Source organism: Rhizorhabdus wittichii (assembly GCF_017607425.1).
GTDB lineage: Bacteria > Pseudomonadota > Alphaproteobacteria > Sphingomonadales > Sphingomonadaceae > Rhizorhabdus > Rhizorhabdus wittichii.
This window is the reverse complement of record NZ_CP059319.1, coordinates 4,741,791-4,763,458: the sequence shown is the minus strand read 5'-3', so window position 1 is coordinate 4,763,458 and position 21,668 is coordinate 4,741,791. Positions and strand designations below refer to the sequence as shown.

The window sequence follows — 21,668 nt, the reverse complement described above, 5'->3', positions numbered from 1 at the left end:
CGATCGTCAGAAGTTGTAGGTCAGCTTCATGCCGCCGTAGCGCTTATAGTCGCGGAAGACGTAGCCCGAGACGCGCGAGATCGTGTTGTCGACGTTGACCCGGCCGCCATAATAGAATTTGTTGGTCAGGTTCTTGCCGTAGATCTGGAGCGACCAGCGCTGGTTGTCGTCGGCGATGGTGAGCGACGCATCGAGCAGGCCGCGTGACGGCTCGACCAGCAGCGGATCGGTGTCGACGCGCTGGGGCGAGTCGTCGAACCACTGCCAGCCGACGTTGATCGTCACGCCGACCGGCAAGCTTGGCAGGTCGTTCGTATAGGTCGCGCCGAGATTGTAGCGCCACTTGTACGAGTTGACGGTCTGCTTGCCGTTCATCGCCTGGCGGTTGTTGACGCAGCCCTGCGCCGCCGTCTGCCCGGGATAGCAGGCCACGAACAGGCCGCCCGAATAGCGCGGATCGGTATAGGCGAAACCGCCGTCGAGGGTCAGGCCGTTGGCGACGCGGGCGCGGGCCTCGAACTCGACGCCGTCGCTCTTGACCGCGCCGGCGTTGATGAGCTGCGTGACCGTCGCGTTGGCGCCGGTGAGCTGCACCACCGCCTGCTGGAGGTTGCGCACCTTCTGCTTGAAGAAGTTCAGGCTGTACTGGACGTTGCCGTCGAACAGCCGGCCCTTCGAGCCCAGTTCGAAGCTGGTCGCGATCTCGGGCGCGAGCAGCGGCGAGTAGGTCGCGGTCGGGGTGCCCGAGCCGCGCGACACGTCGGCGGCCGGTCCCTTGTAGCCGCGATTGTAGGAGAAGTAGAAGTTGTAGTCGGTGGTCGGCTGCCACTGGATGCCGGCCCGGCCCGAGACATTGTTGGTCACGCGGCCGATCTGATAGTTGATCGCGCCGGTCGGCGTGAGGTTCGGTCGGCCGGTGGCGACGTCGATCGCCGGCTGGCCGTTCGGCCCCGGCAGGATCACCGCGCCATAATTGGCGGCGACCGCGCCGAAATAGCTCACATTGTTATATTTGAGCTGGATCGACTCATGCGTGTAGCGCGCTCCGGCGAACAGCGAGAACGTATCGCTGAGCTTGAACGTCACGTCGCCGAACGCCGCCCATGTGTCGTCGTTGATGCGATAGTCGAGATAGGTCGAATTGTAGAAATAGGTGCCCGCCAGCGCGGGATTGCGCAGCACGAAGGCACCGTCGAAGATGAACGGGGTCACGCCTTCGCCGCGATCCTTCAGCGTCTGGTAGAAGAAGCCGCCGACGACATCGAGCCGCTCGTCCGAATAGTTGGCGCGCAGTTCCTCGGAGAAATAGGAGACACGCTGCGGCTGGCGCGGCGTACCGGTGCTGACGTACATCACCGGATAGCGGGTCGGGTTGGGCGAGAAGCCCTTGCCGATCAGGAAGCCCGCCGGGGTGTTGTCGACGTCGCTGAGATTGTCGTCGCGGAAGTCGCGATAGCCGGTGATCGACGTCACCTTGACCCGGTCGCTCGCCTCCCAGCCCAGTTCGCCGGTGAAGGAATAGCCGCGGCTCTTGTCGAAGCTGATGCCGTCGGTTGCCATCTTCACCAAGCCGGGCGTCGGCGTATAGCCGAGCGCGGCGATCTGCTGCGCGCCGATGCCGGTGCTCGGCACGATGTTCAGCGCCTGGCCGAAAGTGCTGTAGCCATGGCGATAGTCGGCACTGAGCTTCGCCGTCACCGTGTCGGACAGGTCGAGATCGAGCTTGGCGGCGAAGCCGTAGTTCTCGAACCCATATTGGTCCGGACCGGTGCTGAGGTTCTTCACCAGGGGATCCAGATGGCGATAATAGCCGTTCAGCCGCAGGCGGGCGCCCTGACCGAGCGGCACATTGATCATGCCACGGACCAGATACTCCTCGTCGGTGGTGGCGCCGCCTTCGATATAGCCGCGGAAATCGTCGGTCGGGCGCTGCGTGACGATGCTGACCACGCCCGCCGTCGCATTCTTGCCGAACAGCGTGCCTTGCGGGCCACGCAGGATCTCGACCCGCTCGATATCGCCCAGGTCGCCGAGAAATTCGCCCGGACGCGCCAGCGGCACGCCGTCGATGACCATCGCGGTGCTCTGCTGGACGCCGCCCTCGGACGAGGCGGAGGAGATGCCGCGGATCAGGAAGCCGCTCGAATTGGCCGAGAAGCCACCGGTGAAGGCGACCGACGGAGAGGTCTTCACCAGCGACGGCGTATCCTCGATCACCTGGGTCTTGAGGGTGGCGGCGCCGACCGCCTGCACCGAGACCGGGACGCGGGAGAGCGACTGCTCACGGCGCTGCGCGGTCACGACGATGTCGGCGAGGCCGTTGTCATTGGTCGCCCCGGTCGCGGCGTCGGCCGCCGCCGGAGCCTGCGCGTGCGCCGGCATTGCAACGATCGCCAGCGCGAGCGCGGAGAGCGATGCGGAAAGACCCCATCCATGCGGGTGCATTTTTGTCATGTTGAATATTCCCCTACCCAAAGGCTGCGGCCCGCAAGGATCACTCGGCGACTTTTCTAGTCTTTTGGCCGCTCCGGTTTTTTACAGAGGCCCTTCATGGTTCGTCGAGTTCGGCCCCGCGGCCATTAGGGTACAAATCACCGCAGTCCGTCGAACCATGGAAAACGGACGTCCCGCCTGCCCCCGTTATTGTTCGCCATGCGCCTCGGCGGTCCGCATCACATAGGGATCGCTGACCTGGCGGAGCGTGCTCATCACTACCGTCTTGACCTGCAGATAGTCCTTGATCGCGTCGATCCCGCCCTCGCGGCCGAGGCCGCTGCGCTTGTAGCCGCCGAACGGCAGGGCATGGCCGCCCATGCGATAGGTGTTGATCCAGACGGTGCCCGCCTCGACCTGTTCCGCAAGGCGTAGCGCCCGGCCTGCGTCCTGCGTCCACAGGCCGGCGGCAAGGCCATAAGGGCTGTCATTGGCGATCGCGAGCGCCTCCTCCTCGCTGTCGAACGGGATGATCGAGAGAACCGGCCCGAACACCTCCTCGCGCGCGATGCGCATCCCGTTGTGCACGCCGGTCAGCACGGTCGGCCCGACGAAGCGCCCCGTGAGTTCCGCCAGGCCGGGCGCCTTGCGCCCGTCGAGCGCGAACGACGCCCCCTCGCCCTCGGCGATCTCCAGATAGGAGAGGATCTTGTCGAGTTGCGGCCGGGTGGCGATCGGCCCGATATTGGTGTCGGGCGACAGCGGGTCGCCGAGCCGGGCGCGTTTCGCGACCTCGACCAGCTCAGCGACGAAGCGGTCGTGGATCGACCGTTGGAGCAGAAGGCGCGATCCCGCGATGCAGCTCTGCCCCGCCGCCGAGAAGATGCCGGTGACCGCTCCCATCACCGCCGCCTCCAGATCGGCGTCGGCGAAGACGATGTTCGGGGACTTGCCGCCGAGTTCGAGCGTGGCCGGCTTGAGCGCGCTCGCCGCGCTCTCGTAGATGCGCTGTCCGCCGGTCTCCGATCCGGTGAAGGCGAGCTTGGCGACGCCGGGATGCGCGACAAGCGCCGCGCCAGCCTCCGCACCGAAGCCCGGCACGACGTTGACCGCGCCCGCCGGCAGGCCCGCCTTATCGCACAGCCTGGCGAATTCGATCGTCGCGGCGGAGGTGAATTCGGACGGCTTGACGACGACGGTGTTGCCGGCCGCCAGCGCCGGCGCCAGCTTGTTGGCGAGCAGCAGCAGCGGCGAGTTCCATGGCGTGATCAGCCCGACCACGCCGAGCGGCTCCAGCCGGGTGAAACTCAGCATACCCGGCCTGTCGAGCGGGATCTGCGTCCCTTCCACCTTGTCGGCCAGCCCTGCGAAATAGCGATACCAGCCGGCGACGGCGTGCATCTGGGCGCGCATCTCGGCCAACAGCTTACCGTTGTCGCGCACCTCGATCGCCGCCAGCCTCTCTCGCGTCGCGCTCGATCAGCGCGGCGAGGTCGGAGCAGGCGGCGGCCGCCCCGCCCCGCCCAGTTCGCGCCAGGGGCGGCGCGCGGCCTGCGCGGCGGCGACCGCTGCATCGATGTCGCGCGCGTCGCAGCGCGCGACCGTGCACCAGTCGGTTTCGTCGAAGGGATTGTCCGAAGCGAAGGTGGCGCCGCTCGCCGCGGGCGCCGGGCGCCCACCGATCCAGGCATCGAAATGGGGCAACATGCTCATGAGGCTCGACCTTTCGGGATGACGATCCGATCCACAGCCGCGGTGCGGCGACCGATTCCGGGCGTGGTATAAAATGCCGCCGCGGGCCGCACCGGATCGATTCTGCTCCACTCGGGAGAAATCACCAAGACTGCCGCCAAACCGGTTTCTTGGCGCGGATGTCCCGGACTGGCATCGATCTGCCCGGTTGATGATCGCAGGCCGCGCGAGCGGCGCGAGGAATGGGAAAAGGAAGCAGCGATGCGCGCGCAGGTCGACTTCGACTATTATGCGGTAAAGCCCGTGGGCGGTGACATCCAGCTCGGCTGGAAGACCCTGCACGAGGGCCCCGATATGTTCTGGACCCCGCGTAACGGCGGCCATTGGGTCGTCACCCGCGCCGAGGACATCTACGACATCTATCGCGACGACGAACGCTTCTGCACCCGGTTCGTCGCGATCCCGAAGGAAGAGGAACGCGAACGGAAATTCGCGCCCGCCGAGCGCGATGGCGCCGAGCATCTCGATTTCCGCAAGGCGATCATGCCGCTCTTTTCCCCCAAGGCGATCGCCCTGCTGGAGGAGAAGGCCCGGACGCTGTCAGTCCGGCTGATCGAGGAGATGAAGCCGCGCGGCCATTGCGACTATGTCGCCGATTTCGCCGCCAAGCTGCCGATCGCCATCTTCCTGTCGATGATGGACCTGCCGCTCGAGGACCATAAGCTGCTCGCCCCGCATGTCGACGCGATCGCGCGCAGCCCCGACCATGCCGCCATCTCGCGCGCGTTCAACACGATGATCGACTATCTCGACGGCAAGATCGCCGAGCGCGCCGCGCGTCCTGGCGACGATGCACTGAGCCATCTGATGCGCAGCCAGATCAACGGCGAACCGATCAGCCGCGACGATCTGCTCAGCCTCAGCGCCAACGTCATGTTCGCGGGGCTCGACACGGTGGTGGCGGGGTTGAGCTTCACCACCCGCTTCCTGGCCATGCACCCCGACCATCGCCGCGCGCTGGCCCAGGACCCCGAGAAGATTCCCGATGCGATCGAGGAGATATTGCGCCGCCACGGCATCGCCAACCTCGCCCGAACCGTTCGCCACCGCACCGAATATAAGGGTGTCGTCCTCGAACCCGGCGAGATGATCCTGCTGCCGACCAGCCTCTATGGGCTCGACGAACGCCGCTTCGACGATCCGCTGTCGGTCGACTTCGATCGTTCGGACAAGCGCCATGTCGCCTTCGCCGTCGGCAGCCATCGCTGCGTCGGCTCGCACCTCGCCCGGATGGAGCTGCGCGTGGCGACCACCGAGTGGCTGAAACGGATTCCCGACTTCGAGGTCGCCGATCCGGACGGCGTCGTCGCCCGGTCGGGCAGGCTCAACACGCTGTCGGCGCTACCGCTGCGCTGGCCGGCCGCGAACTGACGCCGCTTCGACGGCGTATCAGATTCGCGTCAGCGCACCGCCCGAGACGAGGATCGTCTCGGCGGTGACGAAGGAGGCGTCGTCCGAAAGCAGGAAGCGCACCGCCCTGGCGATGTCGTCGACCTGGCCAAGGCGGCGGACGAGTTGTACCTCGTTGACATAGCGCTCGCGGCGATCCTCGGGGAACAGCCGCATCGCCGCCTCCGACGCGACGAAGCCCGGCGCGACGCCGCACACGCGGATACCGTCCGCCGCGAAGTCGCGCGCGAGCGCCACCGTCAGGCCGCGCACCGCCAGCTTGGAGATGCCATAAGCGTTCTCGCCCTTGTACGCCGCCATCGACGCGATGTTGACGATCGCGCCGCCGCCCCGCTCGCGCATCGTCTCCCGGCAGGCCTTGGCGCAATGGACGACACCCAGCACGTTGACGTCGAGCAGCCGGCGCCAGTCCTCGACGGGAAGCTCGCTGACCGGGCGGACATAGCCGGTGAGATGCAGCCCGGCATTGTTGACGAGAAAGTCGATGCCGCCCAACGCCGCCCGAACCTCCGCGACCGCGGCCTCGACCGTGGCCGGATCGGCGACATCGCAGGCGACGCCGACAGTCTTCCCGGTTCCGCCGATCGCCGCCGCCGCCGACCGCGCCGCCGTCACGTCGATATCGGCGATGGCGACCGCCGCTCCCGCCGACGCCAGCGACCGCGCGATCGCCTCGCCGATGCCGGTGGCGGCGCCCGTGACCATCGCGACCTTGCCCGTGAAATAGACCATGCGATGCTCCTCATTCGCTCTCCACCCCGACCGGAATGGATAGGGCGACGGCCATCGGCCAAGTCGGCGCGTCCCCCTTTCAGGGCATTCTCCCCATAGACGCGCCTCCGTGCGGCTTGCGGAGGATGCGACCTCTACCGTATAAACTGACGAACAATCAGTTTGGAGGGGCGGTAGTGACTTACCCTGTTTGGTCGGCGGATGTTCGGGAGACGGTGACGGAGGTTCTGCGGCGCAGCGCCGAGCGCTATGCCGACAACATCCTGCTCGACTTCACCGGCGACACCTACACCTATAAGGAGATGGACCGCCGTTCGACCCGGCTGGCCCACGGCCTGGCCGCGCGCGGGGTGAAGCGTGGCGATCGGGTGTGCAGCCTGCTCGATTCGAACGTCGACGCGATCACATTGTGGCTGGCGGTCAACAAGCTGGGCGCGATCAACGTGCCGGTGAACACCGCCTATAAGGGCGAGTTCCTGCGCCACCAGTTCGACGATGCCGGCGCCGAGCTGCTGATCGCCGAGGCCGATTATGCCCGGCGTGTGGTCGAGATCGAGAAGGAGCTGCCCTGCGCGCAGCGCCTGCTGGTGCGCGGCGACGGCGAGCCGCTACCCGCCTCCAACCGGCTCGCGGTCGAATATCTTTCGGCCGCCTATGCCGAGGACGAGACGCCGATCCCCGACGACAACAAGCCCGGCGACCTGTGCATGCTGATCTTCACCGGCGGCACGACGGGTCCGTCCAAGGGCTGCATGATCTCGCACAACTATGCCTGCAACCTCGCCCGCCAGGTGCTCAAGCGCGAGGATCGGAACGAACGGACCGTCAACTGGACGCCGCTGCCCTTCTTCCACATGAACGCGGTGGCGGGATCGATCCTGTCGTGCATGATGGTGGGTGGCCGGGTCGCCGTCTTCCCGCGTTTCTCGGTCTCCAAATTCTGGGACGATATCGAACGGTCGGGCGCCACCATCGTCAACCTGCTCGGCTCGATGCTGACCTTCATCGCCAACGCCCCCGACACCGAGGCGTCGAAGCGCTGCTTCGGCCAGGTGATCGCGGTGCGTGGTTCGCCCTTCCCGCCCGACATCCAGCAGAAGTGGCGCGACCGGTTCGGCGTCACCTATACCGGTTCGAACACCTACGGCCTCACCGAAGCGGCCCGCGTCACCAGCCTGCCCGATGGTGAGCCGGCACCGCCGGGAAGCTCGGGCAAGCCCAATGACGATTTCGACGTCCGCATCGTCGACGAGGACGATAGGGAGTTGCCCCCCGGCGAGGCCGGCGAGATCGTCATCCGTCCACGCCATCCCGACATCATGTTCAGCGGCTATTGGAACCGGCCGGAAGAGACGCTGAAGATCATGAAGAACATGTGGCTGCACAGCGGCGACATCGGCAAGCTCGACGAGGAGGGTTTCTTCTACTTCGTCGACCGGAAGAAGGACTATCTCCGCCGCCGTGGCGAAAATATCTCCAGCTTCGAGCTGGAGAACACCTTCAAGAAGCATCCGCACGTCAAGGACGTCGCCGTCCACGCCGTCTTCGCCGAAACCGAGGACGAGGTGAAGGCGACGATCGTCCTGAAGGACGGTGCCGCGATGACGCCCGAGGAGATGTGCAGCTGGTGCGTCGACAGGGTGCCTTATTTCGCGGTGCCGCGCTTCTTCGAGTTCCGCGCCGACCTGCCGCGCAGCCCGGTGGGCCGCATCCTCAAATACCAGCTGCGCGACGAGGGCCGCACCGCCGGCACCTGGGACCGCGAGGAAGCCGGGTTCGAGCTCAGCAAGCGCTGAGCCCGACCGGCGACTTGCCATGAAGCGTCCCGACATGTCAGCCCGCATGTCGCGAAGGAGATTGCGATGATCGGCGCCCAGGACCAGAGCTATCCCGAAATCCGAGAGGCCGTCCGCCGGCTCTGCGCGGACTTTCCCGGCGATTATTGGCAGCGGCTCGACCGCGACCGCGCCTATCCCACCGATTTCGTCCGCGCGCTGACCGATGCGGGCTTCCTGTCGGTGCTCATTCCAGAAGCATTCGGCGGGTCGGGACTAGGCCTGAGCGCCGCGACGGCGGTGCTGGAGGAAATCCATCGCTCGGGCTGCAACGGCGGCGCCTGCCACGCCCAGATGTACACGATGGGGACCGTGCTGAAGCACGGATCGGCTGAGCAGAAGCGGAAATATCTGCCCAAGGTCGCATCGGGCGAGATCCGCCTCCAGGCATTCGGCGTGACCGAGCCGACGGCGGGCACCGACACCACCCGCATCCGCACCTTCGCGAAGCGCGTCGGCGACAAATATGTCGTCAACGGTCAGAAGATCTGGATCAGCCGCGCCGAGCATTCGGACCTGATGGTGCTGCTGTGCCGTACCACCCCGCGCGAGGAGTGCGCCAAGCCGTCCGACGGGATGAGCGTGCTGCTCGTCGACATGCGCGAGGCGGTCGGCAAGGGCCTGACGATCCGCCCGATCCGCACCATGCTCAACCATGCGACGACCGAGCTGTTCTTCGACGATCTCGAAGTGCCCGCCGAGAATCTCGTCGGCGAGGAGGGCAAGGGCTTCCGCTACATCCTGTCGGGGATGAACGCCGAGCGCGTGCTGATCGCGTCCGAGTGCATCGGCGACGGCCGCTTCTTCATCGATCGCGCCACCGCCTATGCGAAGGACCGTTCGGTGTTCGGTCGGCCGATCGCCGAGAACCAGGGCGTCCAGTTCCCGATCGCCCGCGCCCATGTCCAGCTTTCCGCCGCGGCAGAGATGGTGGACAAGGCGGCCCGCATGTTCGACGAAGGGCTGTCCTGCGGCACGGAGGCGAACATGGCGAAGATGCTGGCGTCCGAAGCGAGCTGGTATGCCGCCGACATGTGCATCCAGACCCATGGTGGTTTCGGCTTTGCCGAGGAATATGACATCGAGCGCAAGTTCCGCGAGACCCGGCTCTACCAGGTCGCGCCGATCAGCACGAACCTGATCCTCAGCCATGTCGCGACCCATGTGCTGGGCCTGCCCAAGAGCTTCTGATGGACCCGCAGAGCTTCGTCGGACGGCGGGAGGTCCTGCACGATCTGGTCGATCCGGCACGCATCGCGCGGCTCGCCGCGACGCTCGATCATGCCTCGCCCCCCTGGACGCCGGGCATCGCCCCGCCGCTGGCGCACTGGCTGTGCTTCCTGCCCGATGCGCCGCAGGGCGCGATCGGCCCGGACGGCCATCCGCGCCGCACCGACACCGGGCTGCTGCCCAACGTCGACTTTCCCCGCCGGATGTGGGCGGGCAGCCGGATCGAATTCCGTTCGGACGTCCCGATCGGCGCGAGCATCACCCGCACCTCCACCCTTGTCGCAGCGACACCCAAGACAGGACAGTCGGGAGCGATGCTGTTCGTGACGGTCAGGCACGAGATCGCCGTCGACGGCGCCAGCGCGCCCGCGATCGTCGAGGATCAGGACATCGTCTATCGCGAGGCGCCGCCACCGGGCCTGTCGCAGGCGCGGCGCGCGGCCGATCCGGGCGAGACCGATCCGGTGATGCGGACGCTGGTGCCCGACGCGGTGCTTCTGTTCCGCTATTCGGCACTGACCTTCAACGGCCACCGCATCCACTATGACCGCGACTATGCCCGCAACGAAGAGGGCTATCCCGGCCTGGTCGTGCAGGGGCCGTTGCTGGCCACGCTGCTGATCGACCATCTGCTGCGACAAGAACCTGCCAGCCGGATCGTGCGCTACGGCTTCCGCGCGCAATCGCCGCTGTTCGACGGCGAGCCCCTGACCTTGGGCTTGAAGCGGAATGGCAACCATGTTGCGCTGCGCGCGATCGGGCCGGCCGGGATCGCCATGACCGCCGAGGCGGAGATCGCCGGCTGAGCCGAGGAATCCCGCCGCGATCAGGGAGGCCCGCCCACCTTTCCGGAAGAACCCATTTTCCGGGCAGAGAGCAATCCCTTCCATCGCCACGCCCTTTGGATATGGTCGACCGGATCGACGGCGAACTGGGCCGCAGTGTCTGGCACGCGGACGGGCTCGCCGACTATCGACCGATCTTCCGGGGCACCGGTCATCGCTTCATCGATTGTGCCGAGGGCAGCCACCGCGCCAAACTGGCCATTCGCAGCAGATCACCAACATCCTGATCCGGATCGACGGCGATCACGCGGCGAGCGAAGCTTATGTCACCGCGACGCTGCGCTTTGAGCAGGACGGCGTTCGGAGGCAGGCAACCGTCCTTGGCCGCCATCTCGACCGCTGGTCGTGCCGCGCTGGCCGATGGGCGGTCGATCACCGCCACTTCGTCTGCGATCTCGACGAGGTGCATGACCTGGCGGAGGAACGCTTGCGGAGCTGGGGCCACCGCGACCGCGACGATCCCTCCTACGCGCTCTTCGCCTTCGATCGATAAAAGGGGCGGAAACGTTGGAATCGTTTCGGGTGGAACGATCGGTTATCGTTCGCTCTCAAACTATTTTACGCTCCAAAGGTCGTGATCGGATGAGGTCGATCAGCACCCGGAGCCGCGATGGAATATGCCGCCTGCTGGCGAAGTAGAGGCATGGCCCCTGGTAGGGCGGCGTCCAATCCTCCAGCACGGCCCTCAGTCTGCCGTTGGCGATATGCTCTTCGACTGCCAATTCGGCGATGTAGGCGAGGCCGGCTCCGGACAGCGCCGCATCCATCATCAGGCCGCTTTCGTCGAGCGTCAGCATGCCGGGCACATCGATCAGGACAGCCTCGCCCCGGCGCTCGAATTCCCAGCGGTAGAGCTTGCCGCTCGCCATGCGCGCGCGGATGCAGCGGTGGCGATGGAGGTCAGTCGGCACGGCCGGCACGCCCCAGGCCTCGAAATAGGCGGGCGCGCCGACCACCAGAGAACGAATTTGGCGCAAGATCGGCACTGCGATCATGTCCGGGGGGACCGCTTCGGCAAGCCGTATGCCGGCATCGAACCCTTGGCCCGTCACATCGATCAGCGCGCCTTCGGTGACAATCTCCAGTTCCACGCGCGGATACAGACGGGCATATTCGAGAAACAACGAGGTCAGGAACATTCGCGCGGCGCCGAGTGAGGTGTTGATGCGCAGCGTGCCCGAAGGCTCCGCACTATGCTCGCCGGCATTTTCGATCGCACCGTCGATTGCCACCAATGCTGGCCCAATTTCGGCGACGAACCGCTCGCCCTCGGGCGAAAGCGACACGCTGCGCGTCGTCCGGTTGAACAGGCGTACGCCAAGCCTTTCCTCCAGCGCCGCGATGGCGTGGCTGACTGCGGAAGATGACTGGCCAAGCTCACGCGCCGCCGCGCGGAACCCGCCCACGCGCGCGACGGCTGCGACCGCTTCCAATTCGATCAGGCTGGCTCTAGCCATTGCGCGATATTCCTCATCAGACTGTACAGATTTGGCCTTATTATCAGATCAATAGTCGTGCGTCATATGGGAGTCCGCCCACCATGAAGCGGAGTCAGTCCCATGCTTACTATCGACACGATCTATATCGACGGCGCCTTCGTCACCCCGCACGGCGAGGAACATGCGCCTTTGTTCAACCCCGCCACGGAAGAGCGGATCGGCACCGTCCGCCTCGGCGACGCCCACGACGTGAATGCCGCCGTCGCCGCCGCGAAGCGTGCTTTTCCGGCAATGTCGCGCACATCCGAGGCCGAGCGTATCGCGATGTTGAAGCGGCTTTCCGAGGCCGTCACCCCGCGCGCCGATGATCTCGTCGCGACGATGATCGAGGAATATGGCGCGCCCGCCGCGTTCATCGGCTTCTCGGTGCCGCATGCAGCTTCGGTGTTCCTGGAGATGGCTGAGGTGCTGGAGAGCTACCCGTTCCGCCGCACAATAGGCCGCGCCGAAGTGGAGATGCGCACCTCCGGCGTCGCCGCTGCGATCACGCCCTGGAACAGCAATTACGGCTTCATCTGCTCCAAGCTCGCCACCGCAATCGCCGCCGGCACCACGATCGTCATCAAGCCGTCGGAGATGAGCGCGCTCCAGACGCAATTGCTCACCGAATGCCTCCATGAAGCTGGGCTGCCGCGCGGTGTGTTGAATATCGTCAACGGCACCGGCACGGTGGCGGGCGCGGCGCTCAGCGCGCATCCGGACATCGCCAAGATCAGCTTCACCGGTTCCACCGCCATCGGCCGTGCGATCATGGCCGCGGGTGCGCAGGGCATCAAGCGCGTGACTTTGGAGTTGGGCGGCAAGAGCCCGACGATCATCCTCGATGACGCCGACCTCGATGCCGCGATCCCGCAGGCGCTGATGAATGGTCTCGCTAACAGCGGACAGGCGTGCATCGACGGCACCCGTATCCTCGCGCCGGAGAGCCGGCTCGATGAAATCCTTGCGCGACTGAAGGCGGCGGTGGAGGCGCTCAAGGTCGGCCCCGCCACCAATCCAGCGAGCGACATCGGCCCCATGGTCAGCGAGAGGCAATGGGACCGCGTCCAATCCTATATCCGGCTGGGGCGGGAGGAAGGCGCGACCTTACTCACCGGTGGAGAAGGGCGACCCGATCATCTCGATCGCGGCTGGTTCGTCCGACCGACGGTGTTCGCGGGCGTCACCAATCGGATGCGGATCGCGCGTGAGGAGATCTTCGGCCCCGTCCTCTGCGTGATCCCCTATCGCGACGAGGCCGAAGCAATCGCGATCGCCAACGACACCGATTATGGGCTGGCGGCCTATGTCCTGTCGTCTGACCTGGAGCGGGCGAAGCGCGTCGCCAGGCAGATCGATGCCGGCCGCGTCGCGATCAACGCCGCGCCGCATGAGCCGCTCGCGCCGTTCGGCGGGTTCAAGCAGTCGGGGATCGGACGAGAGTTCGGCGCATTCGGGCTCGAAGCGTTCCTTGAGCCCCGTGCGATCATACTCTGACCACGCATCCGGCGAGCGGGTATCAATGAAGCTCGCTCGCCTGCGATGCCAGCCTGGGCGGGAGGTAGAGTGAAGCGGAGCCGAGCCGCCAGGCCGGCATCGTGATTGTTTCCGGCACCGGCGGGCGATGGCCCAGGCTGCTGTGCGGACGCGCTCGGTTATAATGCTCATGCCACCAGCCCGTGACGATCCGTACCTCCTCGAGGCTAACCTCGACAAACAGTCCGGGCGTCAACGGATCGACGCGCTTGCTCGATTGAAGCGCATCGATGCTAGAGCGATTTCTAGGCAGATGGAAACATCTGCCGGCTTGGAAATCACGGTAAAACAATAACCTAGAGCGGCCGATCCGATGCTATCGGATCGTGAACCGCTCTAGAGGGGGCGAAGGATTGAACGGTTGCCACGGGGAACCTCGACACTGCGAGGCGACAAAGCCACGGTACAGAATCCGGCACAATGGGCGTCGAATCATGGCCAAAAATGACCATCTTTGTCGAACTGAATTGCCCAATCGGCACGCCATTCCGACGACCACTTCATCGCAAAAAGCCGCAGAAAAGCAGCAAAATTGCGTGATTTAACAGGATTTCGGCCCTGGTAGCGGAGGAGGGACTTGAACCCCCGACACGCGGATTATGATTCCGCTGCTCTAACCAGCTGAGCTACTCCGCCCCAAGGCGTCCGCCGATGCGGTGGAGCGGGCCTATAAGCGGGGTGTCGAGCGCGGTCAACTGGACATTGGCGGATCGCACGATAGTAGAGCGCCAGAGCATAGAGAAAGCCGGGAGATTCGGAATTGGCCCAGTATGACGTTCTGATCGTGGGTGCCGGCCATGGCGGCGCACAGGCGGCGGTGGCGCTTCGGCAGAACAAGTTCGAAGGCACGATCGCCATCGTCGGCGACGAACCCGAGCTGCCCTATGAACGCCCGCCGCTCTCCAAGGAATATTTCTCGGGCGAGAAGAGCTTCGACCGCATCCTCATCCGCCCCGCCAGCTTCTGGGCGGAGCGCAACGTCGACATGCTGCTCGGCAAGCGCGTGGCCTCGGTCGATCCGGCCGGCCACAGCGTCACCCTGACCGACGGGTCGACCATCGGCTATGGCAAGCTGGTCTGGGCGACCGGCGGCGCGCCGCGCAAGCTGGCCTGCTCGGGCCATCACCTGTCCGGCGTCCACGGCGTCCGCACCCGCGAGGATGCCGACCGCATGCTGGGCGAGATGGAGCGCACCACCAGCGTCGTCGTGATCGGCGGCGGCTATATCGGCCTCGAAGCCGCCGCCGTCCTCTCCAAGGCCGGCAAGAAGGTGACCGTGCTCGAGGCGCTCGACCGCGTCCTCGCCCGCGTCGCCGGCGAGGCGCTGTCGCGCTTCTACGAGGCCGAGCACCGCGCCCATGGCGTCGACGTGCAGCTCGGCGCCAAGGTCGACTGCATCGTCGGCGACGACCAGGACCGCGTCACCGGCGTCCAGATGCACGACGGCAGCGTCATCCCCGCCGACATGGTGATCGTCGGCATCGGCATCATTCCGGCGGTCGAGCCGCTGATCGCGGCCGGCGCGGCCGGCGGCAACGGCGTCGACGTCGACGAATATTGCCGCACCAGCCTGCCCGACATCTATGCGATCGGCGATTGCGCGATGCACGCCAATGCGTTCGCCGAGGGCGCGCGCATCCGCCTCGAATCGGTGCAGAACGCCAACGACCAGGCGACCACCGCCGCCAAGCACATCCTGGGCGGCACCGACGCCTATCATGCGGTGCCCTGGTTCTGGTCGAACCAGTATGACCTGCGGCTCCAGACGATGGGCCTGTCGATCGGCTATGACGAGACGATCGTGCGCGGCGATCCCGCGAATCGCAGCTTCTCGGTCGTCTATCTGAAGAACGGCCGGGTGCTGGCGCTCGACTGCGTCAACGCGGTGAAGGACTATGTGCAGGGCAAGGCGCTGGTCACGGGCGGGGTCTCCCCCGACAAGGCCAGCCTCGCCAACCCCGAGATTCCATTGAAGACCCTGCTCCCTGCCTGAAAGCCGGCCGGGGAGCGGGAACCGTAGCATCGCGTCCACGTTGGAAAAACCTGCCATGCCGGCTGGCGACGAGGATGGGACGATGGAACTGACGGTTTCGCTCGACACGGTATGTCGACTGATCGTGCGGGCGCGCGAACTGGAGGCGCAGGTCCCCGCGATCGAGAATGACGACGAGGAGGACCCGACCGACAGCGACGACCCGATGGCGGTGCTGGAGGACGAGGCCAACGAGGCGATCGAGGACGAGGTCCGCACCCTGCTGGAGGACCTCGCCGACGACGAGGTCGCCGACGTGCTGGCGCTCGCGCTGGTCGGGCGCGGCACCTATGACGCCAGCGAATGGGACGAGGCGCTCGAGGCGGCCAATGAGGACGATGCGGAGACGATGGTCGAGCAGTTGCTCGATATGCCGATGCTCGCCGCCTATCTGGAGGCAGGGCTGACCGCCTTCGATCTCAGCTGCGACGGGATCGGGCAGATCGACTGAGGCCGATGGCGGGTCGCGGCTATCGGCCCGCCCCCGCCTTCTCCCCTGCGGGCACCCGCGCGACATAGCCGGCGTCGCGGCCGTTCCACAGCGCCGGCAACAGCTCGACCACCGCGTCGGGCATCGCCCTGAGCAGTTCGAGCCGGGCCTCCTCGCGTCACATGTTGCGGCCATAGCCGGGGAAATCGCACAGCTTGTCCCAGGCCTGGCCATTCTCCGCCGCCAGCCGGACGGCGAGTTCGTCGAGGTCGATCAGCTTCTCGGTCAAATCCCATTCCCCATGATGGTTGATGGGATCGACCTAGGGGCGCCGCCGTCCCATGGCGCGCGGCTTTCGACCGATCGGCGACGCGCGGCCACCAACCGCCCGCCGGCCGACGAACCGACGCGCGGGGTCGACCGGCGGCATGGCGCCCGCCGTCGTCAGTGGGTGCGGCGCAGCGACGCCACCGGCGTGGCCAGCGCCATCCGCACCAGGTCGGCCTGACGGCGCACGTCGGTCTTGGCCATGAGCTGCTTGAGCTGAGTGCGCGCGGTGTGGATCGACACCCTGCGCCGGGCGGCGAAGGCGGCGATGTCGCTGCCCGCGCAGAGCGCCGCGAGCAGCTCCGCCTCCGACCGGGTGATGTCGAAGCAGGTCCGCAGGCGATCGGGACAGATGTCGACCGCCTTCCCATGGTCGTTGAAGGCCAGCATCATCAGCCTGTCCCCGCCGTCCCCGCCGCCGTCCGCCTCCCCGGCTCCCTCCAGCCAGGCCCGCTGGACGAACAGCGTGCGCCCGCCCGCGGTGAAGCGGCATCCGTGCGGCGCCGCCTTCGGATCGAGCAGATGGCCGACCAGCGCCGCGATCTTCCGCTCGCCCTCGGCGGCGGCCGGCCCCCGCGCGGACAGCAGCCCCGCCTCGGCCAGCAATCGCCGCGCCGCCTCATTGGCATAGACGATCTCGCCGTCGGTCCGCACCACGGCGACCGGCTGTTCGAGCAGCGCGAGGGTGTTCGCCATCACCCGCGCGCCCGACTCCTTCTCCTCGGCCTGCTCGATCAGCCGCAGCGCCTCGCGCACATGGGGCATCAGCCCGGCGAGCAGGTCGCGGGCGTCGGACGGCAGGTCGGGCCCGCCATGCCGGGCATGGAGCGCGAGGCCGACTTCGCGATCGGGACGGAGGTTGACCCGCGCGCCCAGGAAGCGGCCGATCCCGAAGGGAATGAAGCGCGCCTGCCAGCGTCGCAGGTCGGGCTGCAGGAAATCGGGGCAGGCCGAATCCTCGAAGAAGCTGATCCCGTCGCTCGGCGGATTGACCAGCGCGAGCATGCGGGGGTTCTGGAAATCGGCCCAGCCGCCCTTGGACGATATGAACGGCACCGACAGGCAGGTCTCGAACCCGGTCGTCCGCAGCCGCTCGTCGGTGCGCCGGAACCATTGCAGGGTCACGGTCCGCGCGCCGGTGACGTCCCGGATCGCGCCCAGTGCCGCCGTCAGCCGGCGGCGATCCTGGCTCGCGCCGTACAGGTTCGCCAAAATGCCGTGATCGTCCATCGCAGCGCCCCCCTGATGTGATGTGCCGTCCGCGCCCTCGCCCTGCTCGTCGCAGGGAAAATAAGTGAAAATTCAATTTTTTTGCAACGGGGCATTTTCATACCGCGTTTGGGCGATGCCGCGTTTCCGGCAGCGGCGTATCACCATCGGCGGAAGACCAAGGAAAAGGCGACGATCGCTGGTTCGGCGCGGCTCGACGGAGCGCGGCGCGCAGGCGGCGCGCCGGCCACTCGAACCGAAAGAGGCGCCCGACCGATGCACAAGACGACGCGGACCATGACGATGCTGGCCCTGCTGGCCGGAACCTTCCTCCTCTCGCCCGCACGGGCCCAGCTCGAAGGCGCCGCCGCCGAGCCCGCGCCGGTCGCGGCCGACACGATGTACGTCAACGCCAGGGTCCGCACGCCCGACGGCTGGAAGACCGGCCTCGCCGTCGCGGGGGAGACGATCGTCGCGGTCGGCTCCGAGCAGGAGCTTGCCGCCTATCGGACGCCGAAGACCCATGTCGTCGACCTCGGCGGCGCCACCGTGCTGCCCGGCCTGGTCGACATGCACGTCCACGCGGTGAGCGCCGGCCTCGATGCCGCCAATTGCCGCTTCAAGCAGGGCTCCAGGCCCGCCGAGATCATCGAGACCGTGAAGGCCTGCGTCGCCCGCGCCAAGCCCGGAAGCTGGATCGTCGGCGGGCAATGGGACGGGGCCTCGTTCGGCACGTCCGCTCCCCATCGCGCGCTGCTCGACCGGATAGCGCCGAACAATCCGGTGCTGCTCCGCGACGTCAGCCTGCACAGCGCCTGGGTCAACAGCGCCGCGCTCGCGGCCGGCGGGATCACCCGCGACACGCCCAATCCGGACGGCGGCATCATCGAGAAGGACAAGGCCGGCAACCCGACCGGCATCCTGCGCGAGCATGCCGCAATGAAGCTGCTCGAAAAGGTGCCGCAGCCCGATACGCCGGCGATGGTCGACGCGCTCCGCTCGGCGACCCGGACGATGCTGTCGCTGGGCATCACCAGCTATGAGGACGCGCTGCTCACCACGCCCTCGGCCAGGGCCTATGCCGCGCTCGCCGACGCGGGGGAGCTCTACCAGCATGTCCGCACCTGCATGTGGGAGCCCGACCAGGCGCTGATCGCGTCGCGCAACCTCTATGCGCGGCCGGGGCTGGAGATGGCCTGCGTCAAGATGATGCTCGACGGCGTGCCCACCGATGCGCACACGGCGGCGATGCACGACGATTATGCCGACACCGCCGGCGTGACCGATCCCGCGCGGCGCAAGGGCCTGCTGCTCGTCGCGCCCGACCAGATCTCCGCCAAGATCACCCGCTATGACGCCGCCGGGCTGACCGTGAAGCTCCACGCGACCGGCGACGCCGCCGTCCATGCCGCGCTCGACGGGATCGAGGCGGCGCGCAAGGCCAACGGCATCGCCGGCATGCGGCACGAGATCGCGCATGCGAACTTCGTCCTGCCGGCGGATTTCGCCCGGGCCGGGGCGATCGGCGCGACCTTCGAATTCTCGCCCTATGTCTGGTTCCCCAATTCGGTGATCAAGGACGTCATCAAGGCGGTCGGCCCCACGCGGATGGAGCATTTCAGCCCGGTGAAGAGCGCGCTCGACGCCGCCGTGCCGGTGACGGTCGGCTCCGACTGGCCGGTCGTGCCGGCAGCCGATCCGTGGCTCGCCATGGAGACGCTGGTGACCCGCCAGGCGCCGGGCGGCGTCGGCGATCCGATCTCGCCGCAGGAGCGGATCAGCGTGGCGCAGGCGGTCGACCTGTTCACCCGCGCCGCCGCCCGCCAGCTCGGCATCGAGGACCAGGCGGGCAGCATCGAGCGCGGCAAGCGCGCCGACCTCATCGTCATCGATCGCGACATCTTCGCGATACCGGCGACCGACATCCACAACACCAGGGTGCTGCGCACCATCATCTCGGGGAAAGAGCGCTACACGCGCCAATAAGCCCGACATCGTCCCGGCCGGCCGCGATCGGCCGGGGCGACCATCCACAGGGAAAAAAGGGGAATTCCAATGAAGAGACATGCCTTGCGCCGCCGGGCGCGATCGTCGGTCGCCGTCGCGGCGCTGATGCTGCCGGCTGCCGCCTTCGCCCAGTCGGACCAGCCGGCCGGGGAAGGCCAATATGGCGGCGACATCGTCGTCACCGCGACCCGCCAGTCCGAATCGCTGAGCAAGGTGCCGCTGAGCGTCAGCGCCTTCTCGCAGGAGAAGCTCGACAATCGCGGCGTCCGCAGCTTCGCCGACGTCATCCGCCAGACGCCGGGCGTCGTGTTCGAAGCGACCAGCATCACCACCAACATCTCGATCCGCGGCATCAAGTCGACCGCCGGCGCCGCCACCACCGGCGTCTATATCGACGACACGCCGATCCAGTTCCGGTCACTGGGGTTCAGCGGCGGCAACACCTATCCGGTGATCTTCGACCTGGAGCGCGTCGAGGTTCTGCGCGGTCCGCAGGGCACGCTGTTCGGCGCGGGATCGGAGGGCGGCACGATCCGCTTCATCTCGCCCCAGCCGAGCACGACCAGGTCGTCGGGCTATGCGCGCACCGAGTTCGCGATGACCGAGGATGGCGGCCCGAGCTACGAGGCCGGTCTCGCCCTCGGCGTGCCGCTGATCCAGGACAAGCTGGGCGTTCGCGTCAGCGGCTATTACCGCCGCGACGGCGGCTGGATCGACCGCGTCCGCTTCGAGAACAAGGGCGTCGTCGCCGACGACAGCAATTATCAGGACAGCTATGTCGGCAAGATCGCCTTCGCCTGGGAACCGGTTCCCGAGCTGAGGATCACCCCGTCCTTCACCTATCAGAAGGTCTATACCAACGACAGTCCGGCGACCTGGGACAATGTCCGCGCCGACTTCACCGTGCCGGACGCGCCCTTCTCCGATTATGACGATGGCCGCTTCCTCAACGGCAACCGCGTCCAGGAATGGACCCGCGACCGCTTCTACCTGCCGACGCTCAACGTCCAATACGGGCTGGGGCCGGTCGACCTGACCGCGATCGCCTCCTATTTCGATCGCAGGCAGACGCTCGCCTCCGACTATACGATCTTCGCCCAGAGCATCTTCACCGGCATCTCGCTGCCGCTGTTCCCCGACCAGCGCGCCGTCACCGCGCTGAAGAACACGCAGAAGATCACCACCGGCGAGCTGCGCCTCGCCTCGTCGGACCGCGACGCGATGCTCACCTGGCAGGTCGGCGGCTTCTACCAGAAGGCCAAGCAGACTTCGTTCCAGCAGGTCGACGATCCCTCCTTCTTCAAATATGCGCCGTTCCTGGCCCCGGTCCTGCCGCCGCTGATCGACGGGCGTCTCGTCTACGACCAGTTCGCCAAGTCGAAGGACGAGCAGATCGCGGCCTTCGGCCAGGTCAACTTCAAGCCGGTCGACCGGCTGACGCTGACGGTGGGCCTGCGCTACGGCCAGACCAGGTTCACCATCAACTCCTTCGCGCAGGGCCCCGTGGTCGGTCCCTCGGTGACCGACCTCGGCCGCCAGAAGGAGAAGCCCTTCACGCCCAAGTTCGGCGCCGAGTTCCAGGTGACGCCGGGCACGCTGGTCTACGCCTCGGCCTCGAAGGGCTTCCGTCCGGGCGGCTACAACCCGCAGGTCGGCGTCCCCTGCCAGGCCAGCGACCTCGATCCGCTCGGCTATCCGAACGGGCGGCCGCAGACCTATGACTCGGATTCGGTGTGGAGCTACGAGCTCGGCCTCAAGACCCGCACCGGCCGCTTCAGCGCGCAGGGCAGCGTCTACCAGATCGACTGGAAGAACATCCAGCAGGTCGTCAGCCTCGGCGGCTGCGGCTTCCAGTTCACCGGAAACCTCGGCACCGCCCGGAGCCGCGGCTTCGATTTCCAGCTCGATTACCGCCTGACCGACGATTTCACCTTTCAGGCCGAGATCGGCTACACCAACGCCAAATTCCTCAAGACCTTCTTCGGGGGTCCGCTGGCGGCCCGGCCGCTGGTGACCAAGGGCGACCATGTCGTCGCGCCGCCGTGGACGGTGTCGGTCCACGGCCAGTACGAACTGTCGCTGCGGGAGCACCACGACTCCTATGTCCGCGCCGACTTCGACTATCGCTCGCACCAGTCGGACCCGACGCCGGGGATCGATCCGCGCAACGGCGGCTCGGACCCGACCCTCGACAACGCGCCGGCGCTCAAGGCGCTGTCGATGCGGATCGGCCACCGGATCGACGGCATCGACATGTCGCTGTTCGTCAACAACCTGCTCGATCAGGCCGTCTGGCAGGGCCGTCGCGCCCGCGACAACAACAATGCGACGATCTACAAGTCGCACATCGTCCGCCCGCGCACCTTCGGCGCGACGATCGGCTATCGCTTCTGATCGATCGACGAAAGGAGG

15 protein-coding genes, 1 tRNA gene and 1 pseudogene are annotated in these 21,668 nt (G+C 66.7%); 10 read left to right on the top strand and 7 right to left on the bottom strand.

Annotation, left to right across the window (positions count from 1 at the left end; genetic code table 11):
- Positions 1 to 6: 6 nt before the first annotated feature.
- Both HRJ34_RS22895 and HRJ34_RS22890 read right to left on the bottom strand, forming a co-directional pair.
- On the bottom strand, positions 7 to 2,454 hold the full coding sequence (locus HRJ34_RS22895; protein WP_208632493.1) for a TonB-dependent receptor: 2,448 nt from the start codon (positions 2,452 to 2,454) through the stop codon (positions 7 to 9).
- Positions 2,455 to 2,640: 186 nt separating this feature from the next.
- Positions 2,641 to 4,140 (bottom strand): annotated as a pseudogene (locus HRJ34_RS22890) (aldehyde dehydrogenase).
- Positions 4,141 to 4,386: 246 nt separating this feature from the next.
- On the opposite strand from HRJ34_RS22890, the gene HRJ34_RS22880 reads away from it, so the two are divergent.
- Entirely contained in the window at positions 4,387 to 5,556 is a 1,170-nt protein-coding gene (locus tag HRJ34_RS22880) for a cytochrome P450 (protein WP_208632490.1), read from the top strand.
- Positions 5,557 to 5,574: 18 nt separating this feature from the next.
- On the opposite strand, the gene HRJ34_RS22875 is transcribed toward HRJ34_RS22880, so the two are convergent.
- Complete coding sequence (locus HRJ34_RS22875; RefSeq protein ID WP_208632489.1) at positions 5,575 to 6,327, bottom strand: SDR family NAD(P)-dependent oxidoreductase; 753 nt, start codon at positions 6,325 to 6,327, stop codon at positions 5,575 to 5,577.
- 215 nt (positions 6,328 to 6,542) lie between these two features.
- Between HRJ34_RS22875 and HRJ34_RS22870 the strand changes: the two genes are divergently transcribed.
- The 4 genes from HRJ34_RS22870 to HRJ34_RS29665 all read left to right on the top strand — a co-directional run bounded on the left by HRJ34_RS22870 (position 6,543) and on the right by HRJ34_RS29665 (position 10,730).
- Positions 6,543 to 8,123 (top strand): AMP-binding protein, encoded by a 1,581-nt coding sequence (locus HRJ34_RS22870; protein ID WP_208632488.1) that lies wholly within the window; start codon positions 6,543 to 6,545, stop codon positions 8,121 to 8,123.
- 66 nt (positions 8,124 to 8,189) lie between these two features.
- Positions 8,190 to 9,353, top strand: a complete 1,164-nt coding sequence (locus tag HRJ34_RS22865; protein WP_208632487.1) for an acyl-CoA dehydrogenase family protein — start codon at positions 8,190 to 8,192, stop codon at positions 9,351 to 9,353.
- Positions 9,353 to 10,198, top strand: a complete 846-nt coding sequence (locus HRJ34_RS22860) for an FAS1-like dehydratase domain-containing protein (protein ID WP_208632486.1) — start codon at positions 9,353 to 9,355, stop codon at positions 10,196 to 10,198. Before HRJ34_RS22865 ends, HRJ34_RS22860 begins: the two co-directional genes overlap by 1 nt.
- 205 nt (positions 10,199 to 10,403) lie before the next feature.
- Complete coding sequence (locus HRJ34_RS29665; protein WP_208632485.1) at positions 10,404 to 10,730, top strand: nuclear transport factor 2 family protein; 327 nt, start codon at positions 10,404 to 10,406, stop codon at positions 10,728 to 10,730.
- 55 nt (positions 10,731 to 10,785) lie between these two features.
- Here HRJ34_RS29665 and HRJ34_RS22850 read toward each other — a convergent pair whose 3' ends face one another.
- A complete protein-coding gene (locus HRJ34_RS22850; RefSeq protein ID WP_208632484.1) occupies positions 10,786 to 11,694 on the bottom strand; it encodes a LysR family transcriptional regulator in 909 nt (302 codons plus the stop codon).
- 102 nt (positions 11,695 to 11,796) lie between these two features.
- Between HRJ34_RS22850 and HRJ34_RS22845 the strand changes: the two genes are divergently transcribed.
- On the top strand, positions 11,797 to 13,212 hold the full coding sequence (locus HRJ34_RS22845) for an aldehyde dehydrogenase family protein (protein WP_208632483.1): 1,416 nt from the start codon (positions 11,797 to 11,799) through the stop codon (positions 13,210 to 13,212).
- A gap of 22 nt (positions 13,213 to 13,234) precedes the next feature.
- Here HRJ34_RS22845 and HRJ34_RS22840 read toward each other — a convergent pair whose 3' ends face one another.
- Together HRJ34_RS22840 and HRJ34_RS22835 are read right to left on the bottom strand one after the other, a co-directional pair.
- A complete protein-coding gene (locus HRJ34_RS22840; RefSeq protein WP_226948905.1) occupies positions 13,235 to 13,447 on the bottom strand; it encodes a transposase in 213 nt (70 codons plus the stop codon).
- A gap of 363 nt (positions 13,448 to 13,810) precedes the next feature.
- A tRNA-Met gene (locus tag HRJ34_RS22835) sits at positions 13,811 to 13,887 on the bottom strand.
- A gap of 124 nt (positions 13,888 to 14,011) precedes the next feature.
- On the opposite strand from HRJ34_RS22835, the gene HRJ34_RS22830 reads away from it, so the two are divergent.
- A complete protein-coding gene (locus HRJ34_RS22830) occupies positions 14,012 to 15,244 on the top strand; it encodes an NAD(P)/FAD-dependent oxidoreductase (protein WP_208632482.1) in 1,233 nt (410 codons plus the stop codon).
- Between the two features lie 82 nt (positions 15,245 to 15,326).
- Positions 15,327 to 15,734, top strand: coding sequence for a DUF3775 domain-containing protein (locus HRJ34_RS22825; protein WP_011952893.1), 408 nt, complete (start codon positions 15,327 to 15,329; stop codon positions 15,732 to 15,734).
- Positions 15,735 to 16,157: 423 nt separating this feature from the next.
- Here the strand turns inward: HRJ34_RS22825 and HRJ34_RS22815 are convergent, their stop codons facing one another.
- Positions 16,158 to 17,270 (bottom strand): helix-turn-helix transcriptional regulator, encoded by a 1,113-nt coding sequence (locus HRJ34_RS22815; RefSeq protein ID WP_208632481.1) that lies wholly within the window; start codon positions 17,268 to 17,270, stop codon positions 16,158 to 16,160.
- Positions 17,271 to 17,525: 255 nt separating this feature from the next.
- Here HRJ34_RS22815 and HRJ34_RS22810 point away from each other — a divergent pair, with 255 nt between their 5' ends.
- Positions 17,526 to 19,235, top strand: a complete 1,710-nt coding sequence (locus tag HRJ34_RS22810; protein ID WP_208632480.1) for an amidohydrolase — start codon at positions 17,526 to 17,528, stop codon at positions 19,233 to 19,235.
- Between the two features lie 69 nt (positions 19,236 to 19,304).
- The gene (locus HRJ34_RS22805) at positions 19,305 to 21,650 is read left to right on the top strand and encodes a TonB-dependent receptor (protein WP_208632479.1); all 2,346 of its coding nucleotides are present in this window, start codon (positions 19,305 to 19,307) and stop codon (positions 21,648 to 21,650) included.
- The last annotated feature ends 18 nt before the right edge of the window (positions 21,651 to 21,668 follow it).

Bases quoted from the DNA above. Each gene is read 5' to 3' on its own strand.
- HRJ34_RS22895 (WP_208632493.1), bottom strand. From the start codon at position 2,454: ATGACAAAAATGCACCCGCATGGATGGGGTCTTTCCGCATCGCTCTCC.
- HRJ34_RS22880 (WP_208632490.1), top strand. From the start codon at position 4,387: ATGCGCGCGCAGGTCGACTTCGACTATTATGCGGTAAAGCCCGTGGGC.
- HRJ34_RS22875 (WP_208632489.1), bottom strand. From the start codon at position 6,327: ATGGTCTATTTCACGGGCAAGGTCGCGATGGTCACGGGCGCCGCCACC.
- HRJ34_RS22865 (WP_208632487.1), top strand. From the start codon at position 8,190: ATGATCGGCGCCCAGGACCAGAGCTATCCCGAAATCCGAGAGGCCGTC.
- HRJ34_RS22860 (WP_208632486.1), top strand. From the start codon at position 9,353: ATGGACCCGCAGAGCTTCGTCGGACGGCGGGAGGTCCTGCACGATCTG.
- HRJ34_RS22850 (WP_208632484.1), bottom strand. From the start codon at position 11,694: ATGGCTAGAGCCAGCCTGATCGAATTGGAAGCGGTCGCAGCCGTCGCG.
- HRJ34_RS22845 (WP_208632483.1), top strand. From the start codon at position 11,797: ATGCTTACTATCGACACGATCTATATCGACGGCGCCTTCGTCACCCCG.
- HRJ34_RS22825 (WP_011952893.1), top strand. From the start codon at position 15,327: ATGGAACTGACGGTTTCGCTCGACACGGTATGTCGACTGATCGTGCGG.
- HRJ34_RS22815 (WP_208632481.1), bottom strand. From the start codon at position 17,270: ATGGACGATCACGGCATTTTGGCGAACCTGTACGGCGCGAGCCAGGAT.
- HRJ34_RS22810 (WP_208632480.1), top strand. From the start codon at position 17,526: ATGCACAAGACGACGCGGACCATGACGATGCTGGCCCTGCTGGCCGGA.
- HRJ34_RS22805 (WP_208632479.1), top strand. From the start codon at position 19,305: ATGAAGAGACATGCCTTGCGCCGCCGGGCGCGATCGTCGGTCGCCGTC.